Annotated in this window: 4 protein-coding genes; 2 read left to right on the top strand and 2 right to left on the bottom strand. The window is 60.2% G+C overall.

Annotation, left to right across the window (positions count from 1 at the left end; all coding sequences use genetic code 11):
* Together KOM00_RS14700 and KOM00_RS14695 are read right to left on the bottom strand one after the other, a co-directional pair.
* Positions 1 to 3,317: hypothetical protein (locus KOM00_RS14700; protein WP_216499685.1), on the bottom strand; the 3,317-nt coding region annotated here is incomplete at its 3' end.
* A gap of 18 nt (positions 3,318 to 3,335) precedes the next feature.
* Positions 3,336 to 3,776, bottom strand: coding sequence for a cytochrome C (locus tag KOM00_RS14695; RefSeq protein ID WP_216499684.1), 441 nt, complete (start codon positions 3,774 to 3,776; stop codon positions 3,336 to 3,338).
* A 520-nt stretch (positions 3,777 to 4,296) separates the two neighbouring features.
* Here KOM00_RS14695 and KOM00_RS14690 point away from each other — a divergent pair.
* Positions 4,297 to 4,728 (top strand): hypothetical protein, encoded by a 432-nt coding sequence (locus tag KOM00_RS14690; RefSeq protein ID WP_216499683.1) that lies wholly within the window; start codon positions 4,297 to 4,299, stop codon positions 4,726 to 4,728.
* Positions 4,729 to 4,744: 16 nt separating this feature from the next.
* On the top strand, positions 4,745 to 6,157 hold the full coding sequence (locus KOM00_RS14685; RefSeq protein WP_216499682.1) for a PAS domain-containing sensor histidine kinase: 1,413 nt from the start codon (positions 4,745 to 4,747) through the stop codon (positions 6,155 to 6,157).
* Positions 6,158 to 6,173 lie beyond the last annotated feature (16 nt).

Genomic DNA, 6,173 nt, shown 5'->3' with positions numbered 1-6,173 from the left:
GCCCCGCTGTTGAGCAGCCAGGAGTAGGTGAAGCTACCCGCCGAAGCCGCGTCGGCAGCGACCAGGTCGACGGTTGCGCCCTTGGTCACGGTGATGATCTGGCTGCCGCCGTTTGCTGCCTGGCTGGCAACGGTAGCGATGTCTGCCACCGGGTCAATGCCGATACCGTAGGTGGCCGCGTTGGCCACGGCAGCGGACTCGAGGTAGTTTGCGTACTCGCGACCGGACATGGCCACGGCACCGGTCTTCACAATGCCGGTAGCCGGGTCGATATCGCCGATCTTGTAGTAGATCTTCGCTTCAGCACCGTTGTCGTCCTTCTCGTGCGGGTAGAGAGCATCCGCACGCTGCATCGGTACCGTGTACACATACTCCTCGCCGCCGATGGTTACTTCTTGCTGGAACTCGGTGGTACGCGGCTGCCCCAGCTTGTTGAAGCCTTCGAAGGCGGTACGCAGGTCGCCTTTGTAGGCCTTCACACGATACGGCTCGAGCGGGCGCTCCATCATGTTGCTTTCCATCGCGAAGTTGGTGTTCTCACCCCTGAGGTCGCGGGCGGTATCGCCGTTGGCGTCCAGCACAGGAATCAGCGTGTTCGCGTCTTCAGCCGACCCCTGGGTGAGGAGCGGTGTGGTCGGGTTGTAGGTGCGCCCAGCGGGGATGGCACTACCGGTCATGGTGAAGTCGCCGTTGAAGAAGCCCTGGCCCGAAGCATGGCACTCGTTGCAGGTTTTACCTTTGACGTAGTTGCTCACACCCTGGACGTTGTGGGTGACCATGAACGGGTCGCCTACGAGGGCCAGTTCGGTGCCGGTCCACTTCTTGTCTTCCCTGGAAGTGAGGCTGTTGCGCCAGTTTTTGTAGTCGCGGATCTGGTCCGGTTCGGTGAAGACAACAGCGCCGCTCCAGATGGAAACGTACTTCCAGTAGTTATCGGTTGAGAACTTGCCGTTGCCGGAAGGATCGTACGCCATCATAGACGGCATCCCCGGAGCGCCGAAACCTACGGAAATGACAGAGAGGGCGGACGGACCGAAGTTGAAGCCTTCCTTCAGGTCACGCATGATCCACGGGTCGAAGATCGGCTCGTCGTAGCCCTGGGCGTTGTTCTTGTTAAGGAGCTCGCCAGTGAAGATGTCCCTGTAACCGGTGAGGGATGCCTTGCTGTTGTTCAGCTTGCCGCCCGGGGCGCCGTCGCCGTTGGCGTCGACGCTGGAGGTGTAGTTGTTCCAGATCGCCGCGACGATCGGGTTGGAGAGGTAGATCTTGCGGCGGAACTTCATGCTGGAGTTGGCACCGTTGGAGAAGTTGGCACCATCGCCCAGGTTGGTGGTGAGCGGAAGCTCGAGGTTGCCAAGCTTTTGCCAAACCATGAGCGGTTTCCACTGCTGGAGCTGTCCACCGATGACCTGGGTGCCTGCCGGGATGAAGTCAGCACCATACCCCATGGCCTCGTACATCTGGTTGTACTGCTGACGAGCAGCTTCATTGACCGCGTCCGGAGCCGGATCTTCGAACATGCCGAACATACCCTTGGACAGGTCGGTGCCGATAACGGACGGGAAGCGCATGCCACTGGTTGCATCAAGGGTACGGACCGCCATGGACTTTTTCTGAACGTGGCAGACGGTGCAATCCATGACGTCGAGGTGGTTACCGACGTCCAGCGTAGTTTTGCCCTGACGGGTGAAGTTGCTGTAGTCGGAAACGCCCTGGCCGCCGAAGGTGCCATGGAGTTCCTTGTTGTCGACTATCTGTACGATGTTGGCGGTGAGGCCTGCCGCGGCGTGCTTCACGGTCGGGTTCGGTGCGCCGAAAGTTTCGATGCTCTGGCCGTAGTAATCCTTGCCGGTTACGTGGCAGAACTCGCAGCGTTTGACGGTGTTCCTGGTATCGTGCTTGTCGGGAGTCTCGCCGGCGATCAGGTTGCGGTTTTTCAGCGGCGGTACGCCGTCCTGGATACCTGCCATCATGTCGAAACCGCGGCCGGGGTCGCACTGGCTCTTATGGGTGCTGTCGCCGGTGAAATGGCAACCTGCACAGCCGAAGGCGCCATGAACGTCCTTGCCGTCCTGCCATGCGTCACCACGCTTGAACCACTCGGCACGGGGGAACGGCATGACGGAGAGCTTCATGGTGTTCTGATCCGGAGTCGTGCTGTCGTTGTAGTAGTACAGCGGACCGGTTTTGCCGGCATTGCCGCCGCCCAGGTCAAGGCTCGGGTAATTCGAACTGAAGCCAAGGGAGCTATCCCTGAAGGGGGTCGCGCCCAGCGCCTGCGGCCACGGCAGTTCCGGCATCATGTAGCTCATGTAGTTGTAGCCGGTGATGGCCTGAGAGAAATTACCTGCCGGCGTGAACGGGGCGTTGAGGTCGTAGGCGACCATGCGCTTGCCCAGGGGGCCCATGCCGTGGGCGGGGTCGTAGATCATCGGGGCCGAAGAGAGGAAACCGTTGCTGGTGCCGGTGGTGCCGAACATCTCGGGGAGATTCTTCAGGGTCTTGGTGGCGTGGCACAGCATGCAGTTGTTGGAATCCGGCTGCTTCATGATCCGGGACAGCGCATTGGCGGAAAGGGAAACCATCGCAACGTTGCCGCGCTCGGAGGACATGTTTGCGAAGGACAGGTTGCCGTTCATGCCGTTGTAGCCCATGTAGGTGGGGCTTATCGGAGTCATGTCGAACATGCCTGCGCCTGCGCCAGGAGCGAAGGCGAGGTTGCCGGCCAGGGTCATCACCGAGGCGGAGATATTGTCGTAGCCCTTGAGATGGCAGAAGAGGCAGTCCATCTCCTTGACGTTCGGCATCATCAACTGCCCTTTCTTCAGGTGCATGATGGCGCCGGTGTTGGGGTCTCTCATATCCATATCGGCCGGGACCCAGCCAAGCGGGTTGCCCTGGGCATCGTTAGCGCCGTACACGGGAGGGTTGGCCGGGTTGTTGCCCACGAACACCGGGTAGGCCCAGGGGGCAAAGGTCGGCTGGGAAATCTGCGCACCGGTTGCCGGGTCGTACTTCTCCCACACGGTGGTGGTAATCGGGTTGATCTTCGGCAGGGTCTGGCCGGTCGGGTCCAGCATGGCCTGCTGCCAGTCGGCAAACAGTCTCTGCGGCAAGCGAAGGTCCATCTCGCGGTCACGCTCGTAGAATACGCCGCCGACATGGCAGGTGCCGCACATGGTCGCCTGGTCCCAAAGGGAAAGGTCGACTTTGGGGTAGATCGCGGTGCCATCTGCGGCAGCGCCGCCGTTCAGGAATGCGTCGAAGCTCGGGTAGGTGATGTATTTGTTGTCGCGGTTAAGCTCGTAATCCGCCACCTGGCGGAGAGAGGGGACTCACCACTTGCCGTTGTGGCCGTGAGACTGCAGCCACGGCTTCTGCGGGCTCAGGCCCGTCTGGGTCCCCTTGGGAACCAGGGAGTCGTTGGAACCGTCGCCGATGAACAGACCGCTGGGATCGTTATCCATCCACTCGTTCCAGCCAAGAGCAGAGTGGAAGGCGTGCTTGGAGAGCTGGTCGTAACCGGCGTAGCCGCCGTGGCAGTTGGTGGCGCCGCCACCGGTACAGGTCTGTTTCGGGCTGTACGGCATGCCCTGGTTGTTGACACGGTTCGCCATGACCGGCATAGCGGACTGACCGAACTGCTGCGCCACTTCTTCGTACGTGTACAGCGTTATCGAGTCGTGGGCGGCGGCGAAGGCCATACCTGCACCCATGGCCACGCCAGCGACCGTCGCTATACCCGTCAAAAGCGAACTTTTGCGAGTTCTTTTCATGTTGGGTCTTCCTCCGAATTTAATGGTACTACAGTGCTGTCATGCACCATCGCGGCATGGGGGTGCCGATAGACGGAGCACAACAGCTATTACAAGAGAGCCGTTTCATATTTAGCAAATGCGAGGCCAAGACCATTTCTGCGCAATATAGAAGTATTCAGAAAATGCAATAACAGGTTCGCGGTATCCGGGGCTAACCGCCTGTTATGGCCGCTTTTCTCGAGTCCGCCTCTGCCACAAAAGTTTTTTTACCACCGCCACGTCATCCCAGGCAAAACACCCCAAAACAAGTCGAAAACTAGGTATATCACCCTAGGAGACGGGTCGCCCCTTGCCCTTGAAAGCGAGAAACTGCGCTAGCTAACGCGAGTGATATCGCCCACAATGGGGGATTTGCCACCGCCACGTTCACGCCCCACGCAGAGGGTTAGATGGGGCTTGACTTTGTAAGTTTATTTGCATATACCACAACCAGCATACTATCGTGGCCAGGAGTGTATGGCCTCCCAAGGAGCGTGTCATGAAGAAGGTTTGTCTGCTGTTGTCCGCACTGTTATTGAATGGATGCCTGCACCCCTCTCCCCAGTCCCACCAGGCCGCGCAGGCGGCTCCGGCTGCCAGGCCCTATCTGACCCCCGAACTCGTGGCACAGACCATTACCAAAGGCAAAACCACAAAGGATGAGATCGTGGCCCGGCTCGGGGCGCCCAATTCCGTGTTGAAGAACGAGCGTCTCCCTACCGCGGAGCAGATCGCAAAAGCAAAACAGCCCCTCCCCCCCGTCGCTTACACGGTGGAATTCTGGAACTACTGGAACACCTCGGGTGAGATCGAAAAGGCCATGGTGGCCGGCAGTTCGGCTGAAGTCTATCGGCTCGTAGTGTTCATGGACAAAAACGGTGTGGCGGTTGACTACGCCGGCGAGATGCGCAAAGTAGAATTCACCAAGTAGGCCACCAGGAACTCCCATGCCCGCGACAGACCCCCAGCTATTTGAAACCATCGTAAGTACCCTCTCTGATGGCCTTTACGTCGTGCTGGACAACCTGGTCGTCTTCCTCAACCAACGGTTCGCCGACCTCTTCGGCTACTACGACACTACCGAGACCCTGATTGGCCGCAACCTCTTCACGGATCTCTACCCTGACCCCAGCAGCGTCGACCTCTTCCAGCAGGTGCATCACCAGGTGCTGGCCGGTGCCCCCCCGCGACTGGCCTGGGGGCAGCCCTCCGCCAGGGTCGACGGCACGCCCACCTGGATCGAAGTCGAGATCCGCCGCGTGGAGTTCTCGGGCAAGCCCGCCCTGATAGGGACCTTCCACGATCGCACCGACTGCAAGCTGATCGGGGAGGCGATGCACGCCTCGCAGGAGACCCTGCGCATGCTCCTCGATGCCATGGAGGACCGGGTCTACGTCGTGACGGACGACTACCGCATCATCTACGCCAACAGGAAGATGCAAAACGGTCTCTGCGGCGACATCGCCACCGATCCCTGCTACAAGGTATGCCGCGGCCTCAGCGAGCGCTGCGACGACTGTTCGACCGACGCCGTCTTCACTGATAACCAGCAGATCCACAAGGAGTTCTTCAACGAGATGACCAAACGCTGGTACTCGGTGATCGAACTTCCCATCCGGATGCCCGGGCTCTCCCGTCCGGCAAAGCTGGCGGTCGCGCGTGACGTTACCGAGAAAAAGGAGCACGAGAAGCAGATCCGGGCCCTCACCCACAGCCTCATCTCCGCGCAGGAGAAAGAAAGGCGCTACGTCTCCCGGGAACTGCACGACGACCTTGGGCAGCGGCTCAACGCCATCAAGCTCGGCATCGATACCCTGGAAGAGGACCTTGCCGATGCGCCTGAAGAGCTGACCTGCCGGGTGAAACGTATTTCCGGGATGCTCAGGGACTCTATCCAGGCGGTGCGGGGCATCTCGGGACGGCTGCGTCCGGGTTCGCTGGAGAGGCTCGGACTCGTGGGGGCGATTGAGCATGACTGCGCCGCGATGGCCCCGGAGTACGGGCTGAAAATAGATTTCAGGCCGGCCGGCATGACCGGGGTCAAACTGGAGCCTGAGACGGAAATCAACCTGTACCGCGTCTTCCAGGAGGCGCTTCACAACGTGGTCAAGCACGCCGAGGCCACCGAGGTTACCGTCTGCCTCGTCGCCTCGCACCCCAACATCAGGATGCGCATAGAGGATAACGGCAAGGGTTTCGACCTGAAACAGCGCCAGCGGGACAGGGGGGAAAGGCTGGGGCTGGTGGGGATGACGGAGCGCGTCGACCTGCTAAGCGGCACATTCCAGGTTTCCTCGCGTCCCAAGGTGGGCACCCGCATCGTGGTAGAGGTGCCGTACTGTCAGCCTGAAGTTAATTAAAAGGTTGACACCTCCT

Source organism: Geomonas diazotrophica, from assembly GCF_018919385.1.
Lineage (GTDB): Bacteria > Desulfobacterota > Desulfuromonadia > Geobacterales > Geobacteraceae > Geomonas > Geomonas diazotrophica.
Note: the sequence above shows the minus strand (reverse complement) of the source record. Positions and strands in the feature narration are given on the sequence as shown.